Origin of the sequence: Fibrella rubiginis (genome assembly GCF_017353185.1) — a bacterium.
GTDB classification, from domain to species: domain Bacteria; phylum Bacteroidota; class Bacteroidia; order Cytophagales; family Spirosomataceae; genus Fibrella; species Fibrella rubiginis.
Window position 1 is genome coordinate 118377 of the sequence record NZ_JAFMYV010000005.1, and the last position, 21497, is coordinate 139873.

At 56.2% G+C, this 21497-nt stretch carries 11 protein-coding genes; 5 read left to right on the top strand and 6 right to left on the bottom strand.

Annotated features, from left to right (window positions below):
- The first annotated feature begins 209 nt into the window (after nucleotides 1-209).
- From J2I47_RS11635 to J2I47_RS11655, 5 genes are all read left to right on the top strand, one after another.
- A complete protein-coding gene (locus tag J2I47_RS11635) occupies nucleotides 210-2228 on the top strand; it encodes a response regulator (protein ID WP_207364754.1) in 2019 nt (672 codons plus the stop codon).
- A 92-nt stretch (nucleotides 2229-2320) separates the two neighbouring features.
- Nucleotides 2321-5158 carry an nSTAND1 domain-containing NTPase gene (locus J2I47_RS11640; protein ID WP_207364755.1) on the top strand — a complete coding sequence of 946 codons (2838 nt, stop codon included), beginning with the start codon at nucleotides 2321-2323 and terminating at the stop codon, nucleotides 5156-5158.
- 154 nt (nucleotides 5159-5312) lie between these two features.
- Nucleotides 5313-8621, top strand: a complete 3309-nt coding sequence (locus J2I47_RS11645) for a WD40 repeat domain-containing protein (RefSeq protein ID WP_207364756.1) — start codon at nucleotides 5313-5315, stop codon at nucleotides 8619-8621.
- Between the two features lie 88 nt (nucleotides 8622-8709).
- Complete coding sequence (locus J2I47_RS11650; protein WP_207364757.1) at nucleotides 8710-13788, top strand: DUF5995 family protein; 5079 nt, start codon at nucleotides 8710-8712, stop codon at nucleotides 13786-13788.
- A 12-nt stretch (nucleotides 13789-13800) separates the two neighbouring features.
- Nucleotides 13801-15915, top strand: coding sequence for a sensor histidine kinase (locus J2I47_RS11655; protein WP_207364758.1), 2115 nt, complete (start codon nucleotides 13801-13803; stop codon nucleotides 15913-15915).
- Between the two features lie 43 nt (nucleotides 15916-15958).
- Here the strand turns inward: J2I47_RS11655 and J2I47_RS11660 are convergent, their stop codons facing one another.
- The 6 genes from J2I47_RS11660 to nadA form a co-directional block, all read right to left on the bottom strand.
- The gene (locus tag J2I47_RS11660) at nucleotides 15959-17068 is read right to left on the bottom strand and encodes a PDDEXK nuclease domain-containing protein (protein WP_207364759.1); all 1110 of its coding nucleotides are present in this window, start codon (nucleotides 17066-17068) and stop codon (nucleotides 15959-15961) included.
- Nucleotides 17069-17079: 11 nt separating this feature from the next.
- A complete protein-coding gene (locus J2I47_RS11665) occupies nucleotides 17080-18243 on the bottom strand; it encodes a 5-(carboxyamino)imidazole ribonucleotide synthase (protein WP_207364760.1) in 1164 nt (387 codons plus the stop codon).
- An 85-nt stretch (nucleotides 18244-18328) separates the two neighbouring features.
- Complete coding sequence (gene nadB / locus J2I47_RS11670) at nucleotides 18329-19912, bottom strand: L-aspartate oxidase (protein ID WP_207364761.1); 1584 nt, start codon at nucleotides 19910-19912, stop codon at nucleotides 18329-18331.
- 3 nt (nucleotides 19913-19915) lie between these two features.
- Nucleotides 19916-20245, bottom strand: coding sequence for a type II toxin-antitoxin system RelE family toxin (locus J2I47_RS11675; RefSeq protein WP_207364762.1), 330 nt, complete (start codon nucleotides 20243-20245; stop codon nucleotides 19916-19918).
- Nucleotides 20235-20456, bottom strand: a complete 222-nt coding sequence (locus J2I47_RS11680) for a hypothetical protein (protein ID WP_207364763.1) — start codon at nucleotides 20454-20456, stop codon at nucleotides 20235-20237. The genes J2I47_RS11675 and J2I47_RS11680 overlap by 11 nt, the downstream gene beginning before the upstream one ends.
- A 20-nt stretch (nucleotides 20457-20476) precedes the next feature.
- Complete coding sequence (nadA, locus tag J2I47_RS11685; protein WP_207364764.1) at nucleotides 20477-21478, bottom strand: quinolinate synthase NadA; 1002 nt, start codon at nucleotides 21476-21478, stop codon at nucleotides 20477-20479.
- Between the last annotated feature and the right edge of the window lie 19 nt (nucleotides 21479-21497).

Consider the following 21497-nt stretch of genomic DNA (forward strand, 5'->3'; position numbering starts at 1 on the left):
TCCATTTAGGTGGACTAAACATAGCCATTCAACCTGATGAGTGACATTGTCGCCGTTATCTAGTACACCAAAATCTATTTATTGGTATTGTTCAGGGCAGGAAAAGAGCCATGCCGCTTTCTTTCGCCGATAACAGCCTACCAGTCAGTGCATAAGTTGAGTATAAGGCACAGGTATGGGTATTTTTCCAGTGCCTATATGCCTATCCTATGACAACTATTCTGGTGGTTGACGACGAGCCTGACCTTGAGCCGCTGTTGCTGAACTGGTTTCGGCGAAAAATCAGAGACTCGACCTATGTGTTTCACTTCGCCCACGATGGGTACGAGGCGCTGGCCCTTTTGCAGCAGGAGCCGACAATTGATCTGCTGCTGCTCGACATTAACATGCCCGACATGGATGGCCTCACGCTGCTGGCCAAACTTCCCGCCCTAAACCCGTTTTTGCTGGTGGTGATGGTGTCGGCCTATGGCGATATGACCAATATTCGCGCAGCCATGAACCGGGGGGCGTTTGATTTTGTGTGCAAACCCATTGTCTTTACCGACCTTGACATCACCATCGAGAAAACGGCCCGGCAGGTTCGGCAACGTCGTGAGGCGCACCAGCTAAAGGTCATCGATGAGCTGAAAACGCGGTTTTTCGATAACATCACCCATGAGTTCAGAACGCCCCTCACCCTGATTCTGGCCCCGGTTGAGCAACTGCTGAAACGCTTCCGCGACTCGGCCGAGTTACAGCATAGTCTGGGAATTGTAGAACGCAACGCCCGGCAGCTGCTGCGGCTCATTAACCAACTGCTGGATCTGGCCAAGCTGGAATCGGGGCACCTGACCGTGTCATTGCAGGCGGGTGATCTGGGTGATTTTGTGGGGCAGATCGTGCGGGCATTTGAACCCATGGCGCGCGAGAAAAACCTGACCCTGACTTACGAAAATGAACTGACGGACTTCTATACGTTCGACGCCGACAAACTGGAGCAGGTTGCCCATAACCTGATTGCCAACGCTCTGAAATTCACGTCGGCAGGGCAGGTTATGGTTCGGTTGAGCCAGGAGGCGATGGTGCAGCTCACGGTGACAGACACAGGTATTGGCATTGTTCCCGAAAAGCTGCCCTACATTTTTAACCGGTTCTACCAGGTTCAGGAGCCGGACGTCAAAGGTCGTGCCCCCTCACACCAATTTGCCAGCCCCGGCACGGGTATTGGTCTGGCGTTGGTAAACGAACTGACCGAGCTAATGGGTGGACGCGTCAGCGTGAGCAGCGTGTCGACCCGGGCGGAAACAGGCCTGTCGGGCACCACGTTTACGGTGGAACTACCCCTGTCGAAGGTTCATGAAGAAACAGGTAATGACCCGCTTATTCGGCCGTTGTTGCCTGTGGCCGAGGTCGTTGCGTTGATACGGCCTTTGCATGGTACGGCTGAAAGAGAATCTACCACTACCGAAAAACCGCTGGTGCTGGTGGTGGAAGACAATGCCGAACTGAATGCCTTTATTGCCGGCGAACTGGCCGATAGCTACCGGATACTGACTGCCTTCACCGGCGATGAAGGCTGGGCGCTGGCGCAGGCCGAACTGCCCGATCTGGTGCTTTCCGACATTATGATGCCCGGTCTGGATAGACCCGGTCTGGATGGACCCGGTCTGGACGGCTATCAACTCACGCGCCGACTAAAAACCGACCCCGCCACCGACCATATTGCGGTGGTACTACTGACGGCCAAAGTTGCTCAGTCCAGCCGGATGGAAGGCCTTGAAGAAGGGGCCGACGACTACATTGGTAAGCCCTTTCACGTAGACGAACTGCGCCTACGAATCCATAACCTGCTGGCCCGGCAGCAAGCCCTGCGGGCGCATTTTCAGCAGCAGCTCAGCCATCCCAACGAACCGATCAGCCCGGAAACAGTGGCAGACAGCTTCATCAGGAACCTGTATACGCTCATTGAGAAACACCTGGACGACAGTCAGTTTCGGGTTGATGAACTGGCCCAGGCCGTGGGTATGAGCCGCCGGACGCTGCACCGCAAACTGGCCTCAGTAACCAGCCTGAACGTGACCGATTTCATTCGGCAATATCGTCTGAAACGGGCGTGTGAACTGCTCCGGCAGGGGTATAACGTGTCGGAAACAGCCTACATGATTGGCTACGAAAGCCCGTCTCATTTCAGTACGGTGTTTCGGGAGTTTTTTGGGAAAACACCAACCGTTTACGTAGAAGGCTGAACACTGACCCAAACCCAAACGGATTTGGCCGAAAAACGAACGGGCAAATTTGTTGACTAACAGACCTTTGTCCACTTCATTGGCTACCAGACATGACCGCGCCATTCGCCATTTTTCCGAAGCGCCACGCCTTCCTGATTGGGGCGCAGGCCTATACCGATCCGGGCGTTCGGACGTTGAAAACACCCGCGCAGGACATTAAACTGATGGCCGGTGCGTTGGCCGCGTATGGTTACGAAATCCACAGCTACCCCGACCCCGACCACGCCACGTTTGTGCAGGCCATAGAAAGCATTGCCAGCCTGGACCCCGACGGTGAAGCCCAGATTGTGATTTACTATGCCGGTCACGGCGTAGCGCTGACGCAGCAACCCGCCGACGGCCCGCCCATCTACGGCGGCTACCTGCTCCCCGTAGATGCCCGCCGCGAACGGATGGCCGACACCGCCATTTCCATGCAATGGCTGGCCGATCAGGTGCTGCACCTGAACGGAAAACAGGTGCTGCTCATTCTGGATTGCTGTTACGCCGGGGCGGTGCGGCAGGCAGCGGCGGGCTTTCGGGGGGCGTTTGAGACCGAGGCGGAAGAGACCATCAGTCAGGAAGATTTTGGGCATTTTACACGCTACCGCGCTAACCAGATCTTTACGTCGTCGGCGCATAACCAGCAGGCACTAGATCAGTACATTGGCAACGACATTGGTGATGATCAGTTTGTTACGTCGCCTTTTGCTACGTTGCTGGCTCGTGCGTTGGGTGATGGCGAGGCCGACACCAACCACGATGGCATTGTTACGATCAACGAATTACAGGACTACATCCAGCAACGGCTGGCAGCAGCGGCGGCTAGTCAGGACCACGAACAGACCTCGTGTCTGTTTGCGTTTTCGAGCCACGAAGGCGGCGAGTTTGTGTTCCTGGCGCCATCATTCAACCCCGCCTCGCTGAGTACCCGGCAGCGCATCAATCCCTACAAAGGTCTGGACTCGTACAAACCCGAAGACAGCACGTTTTTCTTTGGGCGCGACGAGGCCATCCGCGACCTGAACAAATTGCTCGACGCCACCAATTTTGTGGTGGTCGTGGGGGCGTCGGGAACGGGCAAATCGTCGCTGGTGATGGGGGGTATTCTGGGACCACGCAAACGGGCGGGGACTACCTACGCCATCATGCGGCCCGGCAAAACGCCGATGGTTGAACTGGCCAACGCCCTGAAAGATCCGCCCCCAGTGCTCCTGATCGACCAGATGGAAGAGCTGATTACGCAGGCTACAAACCGTTCCGACGACCAACTTACAGTGTTTTTTGGCGAACTGACCCGTTTTCTGCAAAGCCCCGCCGGGGCGCAGACCAAGGTGATGGCCACGGTGCGGATTGAATTTGTGCCGCAGTTTAACCCGCAGGAACGGTTCTGGAAAACCGCCACCCAGCAGTACACCATTCCGGTGCTGGACGTGGAGGCGCTGGAAGAAATCATTATACGGCCGGCCCTGCAAACGGGTATGTTTTATTACCCCGAAAAGGAAACCGTAGCCCGCATCATCGAAGACTTCCGGCATTATCCCAACGCCCTGCCGCTGCTGTCGTTGGCCCTGAATGAACTCTACGAAACAGCCAAAGACCGGCCCGAACGTACGATTTACGAGAAAGATTACGTGGGCATCGGGCAGATTCTGGAGGATAAAGCCGCCGCCATCGTCGCGCCGTTTTCGGCCAGCATCGACTTTTTTCGTGATCTGCTGCTGCGGTTTGTGGCGTTCCAGGGTGGTGAATACGCCCGCCGGCGGGTGGGTACTAACGAACTGGATTTTGGTCCGCAACAACCTCTGTGCGACCAAATCCTGACCGCCATGACCGACAACCGACTGGTTTCCGGGCGCGACGTGAAGGCGGGCGATGGGTATTACGAACTAACCCACGAAGCGCTGATTAACTCCTGGAGTACGTACCGGGGGTGGATTCGGGCGGCGGGACCGGCGCAGTTGGTGCAGCGTGAAAGCCTGACCGAAGCCAGTTCGCGCTATACATTATCAGGTCGTGACCGGGACGTGGCATGGGGTAGCACGGCGTTGCAAAATCTACTCCGGGCAAGCGGCCATCCGCCAAGGCGGGCATGGCTGTTGCGCACCTTTGCGGGACAGTTTGGGCGATTAACCTGGCTTACGGGCCCGGAAAGGGCTTTTCTACGAAGTAGCTTCGGTATTGTGCGGCAAAATAAGCTATCGCTGGTGGGGCTGGGTATGCTGATCCTGGCGGGCATTGGCGTGGTGCTTTTTCTGCAAAGTCAGGACGGCTACGGGCGGTTACTGAGCAATGCCCGCTACGCCGAGTCGCGGAATGAATACCGGACGGCGCAACAGACCTACCTCGCCGCCGACACGCTGGCCAACCGCGACCCGTTTCTGCGGACGGGCCGTCGGTTTCTGCGCGTCAACCCCGATTCGCTGCTGACGATGGCTGATCTGGCGAAACAGCGCGACCGGCTTTATTCGAAACTATGCCTGCAACTGGAACAGGCCGACACGCTGGCTAACAATACCATACTGCTGTTGGGAAGTCGCAATGGCCTAACCAGCAACGGGATGGGCGTGGCGCAGGCGTGCCGGTCATTCGGGCAGTTTATTCAGACTGATGCGCTTTACCGTTCCCTCGACGACAGCCTGCACCAACCCCGCACCCGGAATCTGCTGGACGTGGGCACCATTGGGCGGCTTCAGAAGCGGGCGCAATTAGGCTATCAGGTCACGACGGTGTTGCGCGAAAACCTGCTGGCCACCTGCCGCGAAGTGCAGGAGGGCTATCAGCTAAACGGCCAACCCGACCTGGCAAAGCAGTATTTGAGCTTCGGCAACGCGCTGGAAACCTACGCCCGTACAATACACCATCGGCGGGAAGAAGCCATTGCCGGAACCTCGATGTATGATCGGTGATGGGGGGTTTACTGTTGCTTCGCGCTGGTCGCCCTTCGACAGGCTCAGGGTGACAGGGCACTAGAGCAATCTTCCTAACTTGATTCAACGCCATTGTCACCCTGAGCCTGTCGAAGGGCGACCAGCGCGAAGCAACAGTAAACCCCCCATCACCTTGAAAACCCTCCTCTTCCTTCTCCTGGCCCCCTTCTTCGCGGTTGCCCAACAGACGGACAACCGGGAGAGCGCGGATTTCTGGACCACCAAAGGCGACCGGCAAATGATGGCGGGGCATTATGCTGAGGCGTATTCGGCGTTTCAACTGGCACGGAGCCTTGGTGCGCCTGACATGGCCGCGAAGATGGAACTGGCTAAAAAATACAATATCAACAGCATTCAGTTTCGGGCGCTCCTTGCCGAAGCGCGGGTTCAGGCCGCCACTGACCCCACCCAAAGCCTGCGCCTGCTGGAATATGCCCACCAGAAATTTCCGGATAGCACCTCGCTCCTGAAAGTTATTGGTGAGGTAGCCAACCAGCCCCAAAACTGGTATTACGCCCTCCGCGCCGACAGTATTCGGGCGTCGCCGACGTGTACGTACCTGCTGGCCCATAGCGACAAAAGCCGCCTCTATTACCGTCGGGGCGATTCGCTGACGCTGGTATACACGTTTTCGGAGCGGCCTCGAATTCATTTCTTCTCGCCCGACGAACGCTACCTGTTTGTGGCCACCGGCGAAACATGGCAGGGTAGTTTGATTGCCCTGCATGGCCCTAAAGTGGATTCGCCCCGGGCGTTTGGTGGGGCGGTCAGGAGCGTGCGGTTTTCGCCCAATACCAACCACGGGTCGTGGCTGCTGGTGAACCGCTACAACCGGGGGGCCTACCTCCACGACCTGCAAGCGGCTGACCCTACCGTGGGCCTGGCAAAATTTCCTGACAAGGATATGCACGAATGCCTGTTCTCGTCTGGCGGTCAATACCTGACCACCCCAAAAGGACTGGTTGTGCTGGCCCCCCATCAGTTGCAGTTCATGAAGCCGATGGGTAGCCTTAGCTGGACCCGATATGGCAACTTTAAGGGCTATTTTTCAGCCGACGACCGCCACCTGTTGCTGGTGGATCGTGCCGCGTTTATTGGTGCTCCCGAAAATGGCATATCGGACTTGGGGCTGACTTTATATGCCATGACTACGGCTCAGGGCGATACCATACGACCACTACTGACCGGGCTGGGGGCTGTAGCACTGACACCCCGCCGCTTGTGGACGCCTTTTTCCAATGATGGGCGCTACCTGTTTACCAGCACCACCCAGCGGGGGGGTGGCGACATACGCTACTTCGACGGCAGCGGTTGGTCCCTGCTGCAACAAACGCGTGATGCCGCCCCAAAACCAGCCGACAGCCTGACGAAAGTGCAGCCGCAGTCAGTTCGTTTTTCGCCTACCAATCAGTTGCTTACGCTGGAAGAACAAGCCGAAAAAAAGGTGGTGGTCCGTTTGTGGCAACTCGACGGGCCGCATCAACGGCTAATCCATGAGTTCGACGGGAAAACGTCTATTCGTGAGGACGTTTTTTCGCCCGATGGCCATTACCTGCTGTCGCACCACACCAATGCTGATTACCTGTGGCGCATTGAATCCGATACGGTCATGCTGGTACACCAATTTGCCAAACCCGTTCGGCAACCCAATGTACTCGACGAAAGCGGCTGGCCACTGGAATCGGCCTGGTTTTCGCCTAAAAGCGGGTATCTGATTACCTACAGTGGCGCCACCCAGGATGCCGACAGCCTCTGGAAAATCGGTCCGTGCGGGCTGGTGCCGGTGTATGGTTTCAGCACACGACTTAAGGCAGGCAGCACCGTCTTTTCGCCCGACGAACGCTTGCTGATCACTGAAGGCAGCGGCATCCAACCCGCCATGGCCTGGCCCATTGCCGCACAAATTCCGCTGATCTCAGCCCAGTTGACGTCGGCTACCGAAGCCCTTTTTTCGCCGCAGGGCAATGTATTACTTACGCATAAGGCGTCGGCAGATGCGCAAAAGGCGGTCGGTACCCTTTGGCAAACGACAGACCAGCAACTGCATCCGCTGCGGGCGGCCCTCACGTTAACAACGGTCAATAACTGCCAGTTTTCGCCCGACGGGCGCTACCTGATGGCCTCGGATGCAATGCAATGGGGCCAGGCCGAAACAGCCCTGTACCGGGTGAATACAGACCGGCTGGATTTACTCCGTCGCTACAGCACCAGTCAGCCACGTTTTATACTCTCAGAAGGTAATGTACGGTTCGTCACCTACCAGACGGGCCTGTTTTCGCCCGATGGCCGCCAGTGGCTACAGACTAATCAGGAGTGGGCTGCGCCACCGGGAACACTGCCCAACGGAGCGGGCTTCCCCCCAGTCAGCCGCCCCGATTCGCTTTGGCAACTGGATAGGCCAACCCCGGCAACGCCTATCCAACTAGCCTACGGAAAAGCCAGCCGGGTGGTTAACAGGCAGGTTGTCAATACGGCGGGCTATTCCATTTTTCAACGATGGCACATCACGCCCGCTGCCCTATTTTCGCCCGATGGCCGCCTGCTGATGACCCGCGAACGGGATGACCTGCTGATCTACCAGACAAACCCGATGGATCGCCTCAGGACATTGCACATCAGGCAGTCTGGCTGGCCCTTCGACGTCTCGGCGGCGGGCGATTACTGGCTCATGAAAAGTCAGCGGTTGTATTACACACCGCCGCACACCCAAGGCACCCCCACCGACACCAACGGTATCGAACCCGATTTCCGGGTGGATTCGCCGGTTGGATTAGACACCGTCCGGCTCTGGCGGCTGACCAAAAACCGGGCGGGCCTGCCCGGCTGGAAGCCACTAGGCGCCTTTAGTACCTTTTATGAAGGCCTGAATAATGGCTGGCAGGGCAGTCGGCGGCAAAGCTTGTTTTCGCCAACCGGCAATTACCTTTTGCTGCCCACCACCCAGCCGGGTCTGACCACACTCTATACCATGAGCGGCGATGTACCCCGGCCCGTACTCACTCTGAAGGCGCAGTTACTCACGGCGGCTCACCTGCCTGCGTCCCCCCAAAACGGGTGGGACGTGGCCCTGCTCTACACCACCACGGCGGCCCAAACCTCCCTGCTGCGGCATGGCCCGGCGGGGTCACGGACCACCTCACTGGGGTTTGGCCTGCTGTTGCATCCCCCCCGCGCACTGGGTACCACGGCCTGGTGGGTGCGCAAAAAAGATGAGGGGCAGCAAACCGTTGAACTGCTCGACCTGGTGTCGGCCCGGACGCTGGTGCAGGTGCCGTTTGGGTCGGTGCTGGACGTGGCCGTGCGCCCCAACGGCAACGCCTGGGTGGTGTCTACAACGGGCGCGCGGCTGGTGCGGTCGCCGAATGAGGTGCTTAACTGGCTGAAAAAAGCTCCCATAGCACCGTTGCAGGCAGGGTTGCGGCAAGTATTTGGGTTCTTGTAGCACCACCTCACCGCAGGACTGCTCCACGTAAAAAATAAATTACAATTAGCAGCTGATTGTCAATAAATTAACCAATTCACTTACGCCCATGACTACTTCAGAAACAACTCCCAAACTATATGCCCTGCTGGTGGGCGTGGGTGCCTACGAACGCGTACGTCAGCTACGCGGACCCGTCGGCGACGTGCAGGTGCTGACGAAATACCTACAAAACCAGACCGATTTTGACCTGAAACTGCTGGCCCTGACGGATCAGCAGGCAAACAAAAAGGGCATTATCAACGGTTTTCAGAACCATTTGGCGCAGGCCGGTCCTGCCGACACCGTGCTGTTTTACTTCTCCGGCCACGGAGCGCAGGAGGCCGCCGACACTGCCGTTTGGGATGACGAAGCCGATGGTCAGCTTGAATGCCTGGTGTGTCATGACGGGGGGACGGTCAACCCCTGGGAGTTTTTGTTGGCTGACAAGGAAGTCCGCTATTTGCTTGGCCCCGTTTGTGCTACCGGTGCCCATGTGGTCGTGATGGCCGACTGCTGCCATGCCGGCGATAACACCCGCGCCGTTGATTTGCTGGCGATGGTCCTGCCCGATCAGGATGTGCGCGAACGTCGCCTGACCGAACCCGCCCCCCGCCGCCCTTACGAAGGATTTATTTTCCACGAAACGCTGCCCGCCGCCGAGATTCAGACGAAGGGGCTGGACGTGGTGATGCCGCAGGGGAATCATGTTCAGTTTGCCGCCTGCGAATCGGAAGAGTTGGCAGAGGAATTTAACGGCGAAGGCATTTTCACGAAGAACCTGCTGGCGGTGCTCAATGCCACCCACGGGCAGGTGTCGTACCGCGACCTGCACAGCCGGGTGCGGCAGTACATGCGGTTCGGCTATGAACAACGCCCCCGCGTCTATGTGCCTGACGGGCAGGATGCTGCGGTGCTGGAACGGGGATTTTTGAACCGTCAACTGGAACAGAACGCCCTGACTGTTTCCGCCACGTTCAACCCGCAAAAAGGCTGGCTGCTCGACGTAGGGGCCATTCATGGCATGGCCTCCCGCCCCGCCGACGGGGCTATCTCGCTCTACGATGCCGCCACCAAAACGGCTTATCCCGCCAGCGTCAAGCAGGTTGGTGCCGACTATACAGTGCTCACCGTGGCGGATGACGTGGCGGCGAAGCTCGACCAAACGGCGGTGTACCGGACTACGGTGGCGGGCCTGATGAGCCAGCCCGTCCGGCTGCACATGGTCAACCACGGTGGCCCCTCTGCCGACCAAACCGATCTGCTGCAACGGCTTATGAGTCGCCCAAAGTTGGATGGGCAAGCTGGCAAACCGGAGACCGTATTTGTAGCCGAAGACGACGAAACCCGCGCCGATTATACTCTCCACGTACGCAATGGCCTCTTTTATATCACCAAGCCCGGCGACGAAAATCGGCCCCTTATTCGCCCACTCCGCGCCGATAACGCACAGGCGATTGCCATCCTGGCCGATTACCTGCACCACCTGAGTGGGTGGCAGTATCTCAAAAACCTGCATAACTCTACCGTCAGCGAACCTGTGTTGGCCGTGGAATTGACCCTGGCCAATGCCGCGCCGCTCACCATCACCGACCCACACACGGCCCCCATTCCGGTGGTTTTTTCGGAGCAGGATGGCAAATGGAGTACCACGCTGGCTATTAAACTAACCAACCCCGCCAACCAGCCGGTGTACTGCACAGCCCTGTATCTATCGCGTGATTTCATGGCCTTTCCCGACTTTTTGCCCACCAACTGCCGGCTGGAGGCGGGGCAGAGCGTAACGCTTGGCGCGGCCAGCAAAAAGGTCCCCATGGGTCGTCAAAGCACCATCCGACTGGGGTTGGAGGAGGTCGTCCGGCAGTATAACTGGCCGGGTTCAACGGAACATATCAAGCTGCTGGTCACCACCGATCCGCTGTCGGAAACCACGCTGGCGTTACTGACTATGAGTGCGTTACCGTCGCCCCCGGTGCTTACCGATAAACTCCGGCCTACCGATGCGCGCGGTGGGTTCGACCTGTTTGATGACGAAGCAGAACCCCTGCCCGACTGGAGCACACAGACGCTTACACTGCAACTGACGAACCCACTCTATAACACCGTCCGGGCCGAAGAACTGAGCCAGATGCTGGCCCCACCCCCCGACGCCCAGCACGAAGACATCATGGCCGATTTTGCCCTGGGCCTCTACTACGAGCCTGACCTATCGAACCCGATGGCGCCGGGCCTGAAACTGCGCGAAGGTATCCACGTCATTGAACCCGACGCCGGGCAGCGCGGGCTATGGACCGACCTGACGCTGGCCGTAGCCAACGGGGTGGCTAAACGGGTGCGGAACCGCCAATATGAACAAAGTCTGATCCGTTACCCTGACCGGCTGCGGATTGTGGCCGAGGGCGATTCGTGGTTTCAGTACCCGTTTCTGCTGCGCGACATTCTCGATTATCTCGGCGGCGTATATAACGTCTACAGCGTGGCGGCGGCGGGGGCCACGCTGGAAGACTACCTGAAAGACAGTACGTTTCTGGAGTCTATTGACCAGGTAAAACCGGCGTATTTTCTGCTCAGCGGTGGCGGCAATGACCTGCTCGGTGAAGCCTTTGCGGGCCTCATCCGCACCACACCCGATGCGGACCAAACGGGGGCCATTCGCTACTTTACCGATGCCTTCGCTACCACGTTAACGACTGTTTGTGAGCGCTATAGGCGTATTTTGCGGCTGGTGAACCTGGGTCATCCCAACGTGAAAATTATTGTGCATGGCTACGACTATGTCATTCCAAGAGGGACCGATGCGTCGCTGCCCGGCACGAGTAGCTGGATGGGCGACGTGTTGAATGACCGGGGCGTTATGACCGAAGCCGACCGCGAAAGCATTGCCCGGTTTATTATCGACTCGTTCAACGATGCACTGAAAAAAGTAGCCGCCGAATACCCCAACGTGACCTACCTCGACCTGCGCGGCACGGTGCAGCGAACAGCCCGGCTGGCCGACTACTGGTACGACGAAATCCACCCCAACGACAAAGGTTTTCTGAGCCTGTCCACGAAGTTTATTGAGGTCATCTCCGGCAAAAAAACGCCGCAGAACGCACCAAAAACGCCCACGATATCGGGGCCCGGTTCGGTTCGTGCGGTGGCAGACCAGCCCTCCCCGGCCCGCGAAGCAACACCCCCAACGGCTGCCCAATCTACCCCCGTGACCCGCTGGCCGGCCGCTTTTCTGCAAACCAAGCGTGGCCTGGGCGACCCCCTGGCCGATGAGGTAATCACAACTTTACTAGCTGATAATCAGAAAGGTGAGGTAGACCAGATCTTCCAGATGCTGGTGCGCAACCGGCAGTTTCCCAACCCGGCGTTTGATGTCCTGCCCGATAAGGTGAAGCAGGTGGTGGAAGGCTATTTCGTGCAAACGCGCCACCTGCCCGCCTACGCCGAGCCGTTTAAGCTGATGGTTGCCGCCGACGTGTTTACGCAGCACGGCCCGAAAATTTTGCTCATCCTGCTCTGCAAATCGCTGCCCACCTGCTACACCTGCTGGCGGGGTGCCAAAGTACTCTACCGCACCGGTCGCCTGCGGGCACATGACGGAAGCCTGGACGCGTTCAGCCGACGCCTTATGGAAACAGCGCAGTTTGTGGTCGATATGATGACAACGAACAATTTCGAGCAGGACGGAACCGCCATCGTGGCCACCCAAAAAGTGCGGCTCATGCACGCCACGATCCGCCATTTTGCGCAGGAGCGTAACTGGGATTCGGCGGCCTTTGGTGTACCCATCAACCAGGAGGACCTGGTGGGTACATTGCTGTCGTTTGGCGTGGTGATCCTGGACGGGCTGGCGCAACTGGGCATCACGCTCACGCCCGAACAACGCGCCGCCTACCTGCACCTGTGGCGTGTGGTGGGCCACATGATGGGTATCGACGAAGACCTGCTGACCGACGACGAGGATGAATGCCGCGCCCTGATGGAAGCCATCCTGGCCCACCAATCGGGTCCCTCCATGGAAGGTGCCGAGCTGACACAGGCCTGTATTGAGCTGATGAACAGCAAGTTGGTAATTGGTCCGCTGAAACGGCTCACTCCCTCGTTTGTGCGCTTTTTTGTGAGTGATTCCCACGCCGACATGCTGGGTGTAGCCCCTGCTGAATCGGATAACTCGTTCATTATGAAGACCGTACAGTGGTTCGACAATAGCGTACGCGGGCTTGACAACACCAACCTGCTGATGGCGGCCATGGGCCGGGCGTTCAGCAGCAACCTCATCGGGCAGATTCTGGCCTTCACCAACGCCGCCAAAAACGAACAGTTTTACCTGCCCTCGGCCCTCACCGACCGTTGGGAAGCCAACATGCCCGATTTCCGCGTGCCGCCCCTGGAACACATCGCCGACGTGATCAGCTACCTCGACAAAGTGGCACGGCAGTTTCGGTCGCAGAACAATCCGATGGGCTATTTCTGTGCTGTCTATAAGCTGGTTACGCAACGGGTGGCTGAGGGTATCCGGATCGGTTTATTTGCCAATCCCGTTGAGATGGAGCAGGTAGATGTGGCGTTCAGTAACCGGTATTTCACGGCCATCAATCACTTTTTCGACGGCGAAAAAGCCACCGGCCCCTGGCAGGTGACGATTGATGCGGCTCAGACAACCATCACCACCGATCAGCATATTTTCGCCGCTGCCAGCGCGCATATTGCCTTCGACTTACCCATTGTGATGGCCGACGTCTACGCCGGAAAAGACCTCGATGCGTTCACGGCTGATTATAACAAAATGAACGACCTCTTCGACGGCATGTTCGACCAGATGAACGACAACATTGGGCGTATTTTCAAACCGTTTGGCGCGGCAGTAGAGCACTTCGCCGAGGAGTTGAAAGCAAAAGAACGCGCCGCCATGCAGCAAAGCCGGACTGTAGCGTGGCAAAAAGCCAAACAACTACTTCAGGCCCAGACCGACATTGAACGGCAGCAACTTATAGCTACGCTGGAAGCCGAAGCTACCGCCGCCGGTAAACAGATTACCGAGCCACCCGCCCTGCTACGCATTCCGCTTGAACTGATTGCTAAAAGTGAGTTTGGTACCGTGGCTAATAAAGTCGACGTTATGCTCCGCACGGCGATGTTGCCGGTCGTAGCGTAGTCAGTAAACCCTATGAGACAGCTTTATTTTATACTATTGGTTTGCCTGTTCACCGCGCCAGCCAGCGGTGACACGATCCGGATAATGAACCCAGCAACGGCCAATAACCTGTTCGGCATGAGCAGTTTGCTGGAGGTGCCTGCCGGGAAAGTGTCCATCGACCAACTGCTCGAACAGCCCGCGGCGTACCGGTTCGTGCCTGCGGAGAACAACCTTATCAAGCCCTATGACCGGCGTTATGGTTACTGGCTGCGGCTGACCATCGAGAACCAGACGCCGGAGAGCCTGTACATGCACTTCGTTTACACCGGTACAGAACGTATTCTGGTGTATGAAGTGGCTGACAATCAGGTGTTGACAGTCCATCGGCTTGGTATGCTGCAGCCCGAGCGGGTGTTTCCATTTCTGAAAAGTAACCAGGTATGTCCGTTGGCGGTGGGGCAGGGGCAAATGCACCTGGTCTACGTGTATGTAGAAGGCATCTACACTACGGCATGGCCCATCTACTGCCGGTCGACGGCTAACCTGTTCGAGGCCCTGCACCGCTCGGATCTGTTCTACGGGCTATACTACGGGTTTATTCTGATGATCGTGGTTTACAGCCTGCTGCTGTTTGTCAGGTTGCGTGAAACCGACACCTTCCGCTATGCCGTCTGGGTGTTTATCGTTGGCCTGCAAATGGCCCTTTTCCGGGGACACACCGGCGAGTTTTTGTGGCCTGCCAACCCGGCCATTGAACGCTACGCCACGGTGCTGGCAGGCATTACGGGCCTAACGCACGTACTGTTTACGCTGGCCTTCCTGCGACTACGGCACCAGGCGCCCTTATTCTACAACATTGGCCTCGGTATATTAGGGCTGTATGCCGTCGGTATTCTGATCAACATATTGACGTTGAGCGTATTTGCCAGGTCGGGTGTGCAGGTTGATTTCGTACCGATAGTGGCCCTGGTCGAGGGAATCTTCAGCGTTTGGGCGGGGGTAGTTACCTACCGCCGGGGCTTTCGGCCTGCCCTGTTCTACGTGATCGGCAACCTTGTTTTCTTCCTGTCGATCTTTGTTTTCCTGCTCTACGCCTTCGGAAAATTGCCCCACTCGTTCTGGACTTACAACAGCATGCACATTGGGTCGGGTATTGAGATCATTCTCTTTACGCTGGCCCTGACCTACAAAGTGAACCTGCTGAAACAGCAGCAGGAAGAAGCTGTGCGCGAACAACTCCGGCTGGCCGAGAAAAACCGGCAGCTGGTAGAAGACCAGAATGCCATGCTGGAAGAAAAAGTAGCCTTGCGCACGGTAGAGCTGAACGAGCAAAAAGAAGGGTTGCAAACCACGCTGGCGCAACTGCGCACCACGCAGGACCAACTTGTGCAGCGTGAGAAGATGGCTTCGCTGGGCGAGCTAATGGCGGGTATTGCCCACGAGATTCAGAATCCGCTCAACTTCGTCAATAACTTCGCCGAAGTGAGTGTTGACATGCTGGCCGAGCTAAAAGATGAACTCAACGCCGGCCACAAGCAGGATGTACTCGACATCGCCGATGCGCTGACGCCGAACCTGCAGAAAATTACGTTCCACGGCAAACGGGCCGACGCCATTGTACGCGGGATGCTGCAACACGCCCAGAGCAGCAACGGCCACCGCGAACCCACCGATATCAACGCGCTGGCTGGTGAATACCTGCGGTTGGCCTATCTGGGTCTGCGTGCAAAAAATGAGGATGTAGCCATCACGCTCTCCACGAGCTTCGACCCGAACGTGGGTTTGGTAGACCTTATGCCGCAGGAGATGGCGCGGGTGATGCTAAACCTATATAACAATGCGTTTTATGCCGTGCTGGAAAAGAAAAAGAAGGCCCCGGCAGGCTACCAGCCTCAACTCTGGGTAACGACGCAGTTGAAAAATGGCCGCGTGGCATTCACCGTCAAGGACAACGGAACGGGCATTCCCACGGAATTATTGAACAAGATTTACCAGCCGTTTTTTACCACCAAGCCCAGTGGCAGCGGTACTGGGCTTGGCCTGAGCCTCAGCTACGACATCATCACCAAAGGCCACGGGGGCACGCTTTCAGTAAACACCGAGCAGGGTGAATGCACCGAATTTGAAGTAGCTATTCCGGTGTGAGGCAGGGTGATTTATGTTTGATGCTGTAATGCACACCATGTAATTACTCATCTTGTTGAGGTAACAGCAGACTTTCACGCTGAATGAATGCTTGTAACTGGGCCTCATTGGGCAGTTCGGTCAGATAACGCGACACAAACACTTCCTGTGCAAGCCCTGCCGTGGCGTATTTCACCAGTGAGTCATTCCGGCTGGCGCACAGGATGAGGCCAACGGGCGGGTTGTCATCGCCTGTGCGCTCGTTTTCGCTGAAATAGTTCAGGTAGAGGTTCATCTGCCCCGCGTCGGCGTGGTCGAACTCACCGATTTTAAGGTCAATCAGCACATGGCATTTCAAGACACGGTGATAAAAAACCAGATCGACGCGGTAATGTCGGTTGTCGAAGGTGATGCGTTTTTGGCGGGCCTCGAAGCAAAAGCCACGACCCAGTTCGATCAAAAAGTCTTGTAAATGATCAATAATGGCCGCTTCAAGGTCATTCTCTGTGTAGGTAGCTTTCTCTTCCAGCCCCAGAAACTCCAGCACATATGGGTTCCGAATCAGGTCTTCCAGCCCAACTGGTTTGTCTTCCTTAACGCGAGCAATTACAGTGGCTTTGTCTGTGGAAAGACCTGTTCGTTCGGCTAAAGAGGTCGTCACGGCCCGGTTTAATTCGCGCACCGACCAGTTGTTTTTAATTGCCTCAATCTCGTAGAAGCGGCGGTAAAGTGGATTGTTGACCTTCAGCAATTCAACGAAATGGGAGAAAGTCAGGCGACTAAGTAGCAGGTCGGGCGCAACCGCTGGCAAGTCATCAGCCGACTGTTGAGATTTTGCAGGCAGTGTCTGCAAAATCTCTAGCAAACCAGCTTGCTGCAATTTTGCAGACAGCGTCTGCAAAATTTGAGGGTATTTCGAGTAGAAATCACGGTACAAATATAGATTGCGCTCTGACAACCCTTTGATTGTCCGTTGCTTTAACTCATCAGCCAATCGTTTCAGCAACCCTTGCCCGTAAGCGGCTCGGTCTTCGCCGTTTTGTTCAAACTCGACGATATAAAGACCGAACAGCCAATTTCGAATGGTCATCAACTGATCGGTCTGGCGGGCGGCTTGTTGGCTGAGTTGAGTGTGTACGTCGGTTAAGGTGGTCAGTAGTGTATCAAATTGCATGACGGATGGGTTTAAGCCGTCAAGTTACTCACCACCCGAATATTCTTTTTCACCACGTCTGCCTTTTCTCGTAACCCATCCAGCGAATCATCCAGCACCGTAATGTGACCCATTTTACGACCGGGGCGCGTCTGAGCTTTTCCGTAGAAAAACGGCGATACACCGGGCATGGCCAGCAGCGTTTCCAGCCCCTCATACACTGCCGGTCCGGTGTGGCCGGGTTCGCCCAGGAGGTTGATCATGGCGGCGGGGCCGTGGGCGGTGGTGTCGCCGAGGGGCAGGTTCAGGATGGCTCGCCAGTGCTGCTCAAACTGCGAGGTCCGGTTGGCCCGGATCGTGTGGTGGCCGCTGTTATGCGGGCGCGGGGCTACCTCGTTAAGGAGTACCTGCGGAGCGCCGCCCGGCCCGCTGTTGTCCAGAAACAGTTCTACCGCCAGCAGGCCCACAATGCCAAACGCCTCGGCGGTGCGGCGGGCCAGCGTTTGCGCCTGCTCGTCCACTTCAGGCGTGATGTCGGCGGGGGCGAAGAGGTAATCGACCAGGTTCAGTTCGGGGTGAAAGACCATTTCCACGGTGGGGAACGTCTGTAGTTCGCCGCGCTCGTTACGGGCCACAATCACGGCCAGTTCCTTGCTGAAATCGACCGCTTTTTCCAGCACACCCGGCGCGTCGAAGGCTTTATCAGCATCGGCGGGGGTAGCAATCCGCTGCACGCCGCGCCCGTCGTAGCCGTCACGGCCCAGCTTATGGAAGGCGGGCAGCAGATCAGGTTGCTCACCTGCGATACGGGCCACGTCGGCGCGGTTGTTGGTCAACACAAAATCAGCGGTGGGCAGGTTGTGTTCGCGGAAAAAGGCCTTCTGGATGCGTTTGTCCTGTATCTGCCGAATCACACCAGGCTGTGGATAAACCCGTTTGCCTTCGCGCTCCAAAGCTTCCAGTGCGTCGACGTTTACTTTTTCGATCTCAATCGTCAGCACATCAACCCCCTGCCCGAACTGATACACGGTATCGTAATCGGTAAGCGAACCAACCATAAACCGCGTGCAAAGGTCTTTGCAGGAGGCCTGCGGATCGGGATCGAGGCAGTGAATCGCAAGGTTCCAGTCAATACCCGCCTGAATAAGCATGAGGCCCAGTTGCCCCCCGCCGAGTATGCCAATTGTTGGATTCATAGTAGGGCTGGACCGCTGATTTTTATGATCCATATGATCTAAAAATCATTTGTAAATCATAGGAATCATAAAAATCAGCGGCCCATCATTTCACATTGTCAATATTAAAATGCAAACCCCGATTGTCGCGGCGGGACATCGCGGCTTTGATAACCAGATAGGCCACTTCAATCATGTTCCGAAGCTCTGTAATAGGCACCGACACTTTCGACTGCCGGTAGAGTTCTTCATGCTCAATATAAAGTAGTTCGAGGCGGTCCATTGCCCGTTTCAGACGTCGGTTCGAACGCACAATACCCACGTAATTTGACATGATCGCTTCCAGCTCGCGCTTGATCTCCGTCACCAGCACCAGTTCTTCGGGATGGGTGGTGCCGCTGTCGTCCCAGGCCGGAATATCGTCGCGCAAACTTGTCTGATCAAAAGACTCGATTGATTTTTCAAAGGCGCGATGTCCAAAGACGATAGCCTCCAGTAACGAATTGGAGGCCAGGCGGTTAGCGCCGTGTAGGCCCGTGCAGGCGCATTCACCCACGGCGTAGAGGTGATGAATATTTGTCCGCCCAAATTCGTCAACGCGCACCCCGCCGCACATATAATGTTGGGCGGGTACTACGGGGATGAAATCTTTTCTGATATCAATACCGAGCTTGTCTTTGCAGTAAGCCGTGATATTGGGGAAGTGCTCGATAAATTTATCGTAGTCGAGGTGGGTTACGTCAATGTAGACGTGCTGCGAGCCGGACTTTTTCATCTCCGAGTCGATAGCGCGGGCCACAATATCGCGGGGGGCGAGCGATAGGCGGGGGTCGTAATTTTCCATAAAGGTTTCGCCCTTTATGTTCTTCAGGATACCACCAAAGCCCCGTACGGCCTCAGAAATGAGGAAATTGGGCTTTTTGCCCGGTTCATACAGCGCCGTGGGGTGAAACTGGATAAACTCCATATCCTTGCAAATTCCCTTCGACCGGTAGGTCATCGCAATGCCGTCGCCGGTGGCAATGACGGGGTTAGTGGTGTTGGTATACACCTGCCCAATCCCGCCCGTGGCCACCATCGTTGTTCGTGCCAAAAACCGATCGACCTTGCCCGTATTTGTATCCAGCACGTAAGCTCCGAAGCACTCGTTGTTGGCGTCGTAGCGATGTACGGTTTCGCCCAGGTGGTGCCGCGTGATAAGGTCCACGGCAAAGTAATGCGTGAAGATCTCGATGGTCTTGTGCCGCGCCACTTCCGAGAGCAACGCCCGTTCAATTTCGGCTCCGGTCACGTCTTTGAAATGCAGAATCCGCTTGTCGGAGTGCCCGCCTTCTTTGGCCAGATCGTAGTCGCCGTCGGCTTCTTTGTCGAAGCGCGTGCCGTAATCGATCAGCTCCTGAATACGTTCGGGGGCCTCGCGCACCACGATTTCCACAATGTGGCGGTCGCTCAGAAAATCACCGGCCACCATCGTATCGTCGATGTGCTTCTCGAACGTGTCGTCGGGCGACCACACGCCCGCAATGCCACCCTGGGCATATTTGGTGTTGGTTTCATCGGCCTGCACCTTCGTAATCACGCCGATACGGATGGTTTGTCCTTTTTCGTCGTAATGCCGGGCCAATTTGGTAGCATAGCTCAGCCCCGCAATGCCGGAGCCGATAATTAGGTAATCGAATTGATGGGGCATGTGTTATAAGCCTGCGTTCTTCAGACGTTGATCAATGAGCTTATCAGGCAGTGACTCTATATCTGCCTTGTCATAAACAGCCACTAGATATATCTTCTCGTCCACTACCTTGACGCAGGTTATCACTCTGGCTCCGCCTCGTTTTCCTTTAATCTTACTGCTAATAGCTAACCGAACTTTATAGCAGTCTTTGCCAAGCGGTTCTCCTTGTTGAGGATTCAGTTCAAGGGTTTCAATGAAAGCGGTAAAATCTGATTTAAACGAACGATAAGTTTTACTTAATTCCTTCAAATCTTTTTTAGCATCCGGTGTCAAGACAATATTAAAGCTCATTGAGGAAGTCACGGGCTGATTGAAGTTCGATTTCACCTCTCATGTGCCGCTTTACATCCTCAAGACTACGATCCAATTTTTCTAAGAATTCACGCTGCTTCTTCTGCTTCAGCGTTTCTTTTTCCACTACGTCGAACTTGATTTTCGTTCGCTTGAGAAATTGCTCGATAAACTGCTGTTCATCAGTATTTCGGGGTTTGATCTGCAACATCGTCATAGTTTTCGATGGTTTTATTTCGACATCTCCAACATCCGCAGCACCGATGCTTCGGCTTTTACGCGGATGTCTTCGGGAACGTGGATTTCAGGGAGTTCGTAGTAGAGCGTGTTATACAACTTTTCCAGCGTGTTCATCTTCATATACGGGCACTCCGAGCAGGCACAGGTGTTATTTTCGTTGGCCGGGGCCGGAATGATTTTCTTGTTCGGAACGGCCTGCCGCATCTTGTGCAGAATACCCGCTTCGGTGCCCACGATAAACTCCGTTTCGGGCTGTTCCACCACATAATTCAGCAGCGCCGTGGTTGATCCCACAAAGTCGGCGTGGATGAGGATGTGCTCCTGGCATTCGGGGTGGGCAATGAACTTGGCGTTGGGGTATTTGGTCCGCAGGTCGTTGAGCTTTTCCAGCGAAATGTCGATGTGCACAATGCAGGCCCCGTCCCACAGCACCATGTCACGCCCGGTCTTTTTCGAGACAAAGCGGCCCAGGTTAGCATCAGGGGCAAAGATGATCTTCTGGTCGGGGGGCAGGCTCTGCACGATCTTCAGCGCGTTAGACGACGTCACGATGATGTCGGAGAGGGCCTTTATTTCGGCCGAACAGTTGATGTACGACAGCACGATGTGGTCGGGATACTGCGCTTTAAATTCGGCGAACTTGTCGGCGGGGGCCGAGTCGGCGAGGGAGCAGCCCGCGTTCATATCGGGGATAACAACCTTTTTGTGCGGTGACAGGATCTTGGCGGTTTCGCCCATAAAATGCACCCCACAAAACACGATCATGTCGGCCTCTGTGGCAGCCGCCTGCTGGCTTAGACCGAGGCTGTCGCCCACAAAATCGGCCAGGTCCTGAATATCTTCGTCAACGTAGTAGTGGGCCAGGATAACGGCGTTCTTCTCCTGCTTCATGCGGTGAATCCCGTCGATCAACTCCTGTTTATCTTTCGGTGCCGACCGACTTACATAGCCAATCTGGCGAACTTCTTCTTCAATGGTGAGGGGCATTGTCATGGTGCTGACGAATGTAAAA

Coding starts and splice junctions, on each gene's coding strand:
- J2I47_RS11665 (WP_207364760.1), bottom strand. CDS start 18,243: ATGAATCCAACAATTGGCATACTCGGCGGGGGGCAACTGGGCCTCATG.
- J2I47_RS11675 (WP_207364762.1), bottom strand. CDS start 20,245: ATGAGCTTTAATATTGTCTTGACACCGGATGCTAAAAAAGATTTGAAG.
- J2I47_RS11680 (WP_207364763.1), bottom strand. CDS start 20,456: ATGTTGCAGATCAAACCCCGAAATACTGATGAACAGCAGTTTATCGAG.
- nadA (WP_207364764.1), bottom strand. CDS start 21,478: ATGACAATGCCCCTCACCATTGAAGAAGAAGTTCGCCAGATTGGCTAT.
- J2I47_RS11635 (WP_207364754.1), top strand. CDS start 210: ATGACAACTATTCTGGTGGTTGACGACGAGCCTGACCTTGAGCCGCTG.
- J2I47_RS11640 (WP_207364755.1), top strand. CDS start 2,321: ATGACCGCGCCATTCGCCATTTTTCCGAAGCGCCACGCCTTCCTGATT.
- J2I47_RS11650 (WP_207364757.1), top strand. CDS start 8,710: ATGACTACTTCAGAAACAACTCCCAAACTATATGCCCTGCTGGTGGGC.
- J2I47_RS11655 (WP_207364758.1), top strand. CDS start 13,801: ATGAGACAGCTTTATTTTATACTATTGGTTTGCCTGTTCACCGCGCCA.
- J2I47_RS11660 (WP_207364759.1), bottom strand. CDS start 17,068: ATGCAATTTGATACACTACTGACCACCTTAACCGACGTACACACTCAA.
- nadB (WP_207364761.1), bottom strand. CDS start 19,912: ATGCCCCATCAATTCGATTACCTAATTATCGGCTCCGGCATTGCGGGG.